The sequence below is a fragment of the Mesorhizobium sp. M7A.F.Ca.CA.002.05.1.1 genome (assembly GCF_003998335.1).
Classification (GTDB): Bacteria; Pseudomonadota; Alphaproteobacteria; order Rhizobiales; family Rhizobiaceae; genus Mesorhizobium.
On sequence record NZ_RZQI01001096.1, the window covers coordinates 1 to 1,743 of the forward strand.

Annotated in this window: 2 protein-coding genes; both read right to left on the reverse strand. The window is 64.1% G+C overall.

All coding sequences use genetic code 11. The annotated features are described in order from the left end of the window. Window positions 1–814, reverse strand: an 814-nt coding sequence (locus EN939_RS32885; protein ID WP_164751452.1) for a DMT family transporter, incomplete at its 3' end; no start/stop codon positions are given. Beyond that, window positions 811–1,743 (reverse strand): xanthine dehydrogenase family protein molybdopterin-binding subunit (locus tag EN939_RS32890; RefSeq protein ID WP_164751453.1); only part of this gene is annotated, 933 nt, incomplete at its 5' end. The genes EN939_RS32885 and EN939_RS32890, both read right to left, overlap by 4 nt.

The following is a 1,743-nucleotide window of genomic DNA, read 5'->3' on the forward strand; positions in this document are numbered from 1 at the left end:
GGATCATCGACGTATATTCGAACGGCGCCACCACCGAGGCCTCGGCATGGCGATAGGCCGCCGTCATCAGGATCTGGCCGAGACCGCCGCAGAAGCCGGCGGCAACAAGAAGAGCCGCCTGGAGCGGCGTCAGCGCCTGCCAGCCGAATGGCAGCGACAGCAGCGACATGACGCTCGCCGTCACCGAAAACCACAGCACGATGGTCGCTGTGCGCTCGCTTTGAACGAGATTGCGCACCAAGAGCATGGCGACGGCCGAGATCGCCGCGGCGACAAGAGCGGCGATGACGCCAAGCACTTCCTGATCGTCGAGCGCCTCGTCGGAACTCAGCAGCGTCAGTTCCGGCCAGGAGATGATCAGCACGCCGACCAGGCCGACCGCGACCGCACTCCAGCGATAGACACGGATGGCCTCGCCGAGGAAGATGGAGCTGAACACCACCACCAGCAGCGGCTGCGCGTAGTTCAGCGTGATCGCTTCTGGCAGCGGCAGCCGGGTCAACGCAAAAAAGCCGAGCCCCATGGCGCAGACGCCGACCAGGCCGCGGGCGATGTGGTTGAACGGACGCTTGGTGGTGAAGGCAGTGCCGAGTTCTTTCCTGAAGGCCAGGAAGGCGATGATCGGGAAAATAGCGAAGAAAGAGCGGAAGAAGACAATCTGGCCGGCCGGAACCGTGCCTGCGGCTTTGATGCAGGTCTGCATGCCGACGAAGACCGCCACCGACACGATCTTGAACATGATGCCGGTTAGCGTGTCGTGCCCGCCGGCATCACCGCTGGCTGTGGCCGGGGGGCTGCCGGGGCCTGCTGTCACGCTCCCGACGCTTCTCGGATGGTCGCCCAGATACGCGCCGGCGTTGCCGGCATGTCGATGTGCTTGACGCCATAAGCGCGCCAGAGCGCGTCGGTCACCGCATTGAGCGCCGCCGGGGTCGAGCCGATGGTGCCGGCCTCGCCCGCGCCCTTGATGCCGAGTGCATTGGTGGTCGAAGGCACGTTGCGGGTCTCGAAATGGAAGAACGGGAAATTGTCGGCGCGCGGCATGGCGTAATCCATGAAGCTCGCCGTCAAAAGCTGTCCGTCCTCGCCATAGATGGTGTCCTCGGTCAGTGCCTGGCCGATGCCTTGCACGACGCCGCCATGCACCTGGCCGGCGAGCAGGATCGGGTTCACGGTGACGCCGAAATCGTCGACGATGGTGTAGCGGACGATCTCGGTCGCGCCGGTGTCGGGATCGATCTCGACCTCGCAGATATGAGTGCCGTTGGGATAGGTGCATTCGTCCTGCACGAACTCGCCAAAGCCCTTGAGATCATCCGGCGTCTTGGCGGCCTTGGCGATGGCGGAAAAATCGATCGAGCGATCGGTGCCGACGATGCGGGCAACACCATCAGACAGCTCAATGTCGCCGGCCGAGGCTTCAAGCTCGTCGGCGGCGATGCGCTTGATCTTGTTGGCCAGATCCTCGCCCGCGCGGGAAGCCGATACACCCCCCAGCGGTATGGAGCGCGAGCCGCCGGTGCCGCCGCCGGCTTTCAATTCATCGGTATCGCCCTGGCGGACATGGATCTTGTCGATGTCGAGATTGAGCTTTTCCGACAGGAACTGCGCATAGGCGGTGGCATGCCCCTGCCCGTTGGTCTGGGTGCCGATCTTCAGCGTCACCGTGCCATCGCCGTTGAGTTCGACGAAGGCCGGTTCGGAGCCCGGAAAGGCACAGGCCTCGATATAGGTCGCCATGCC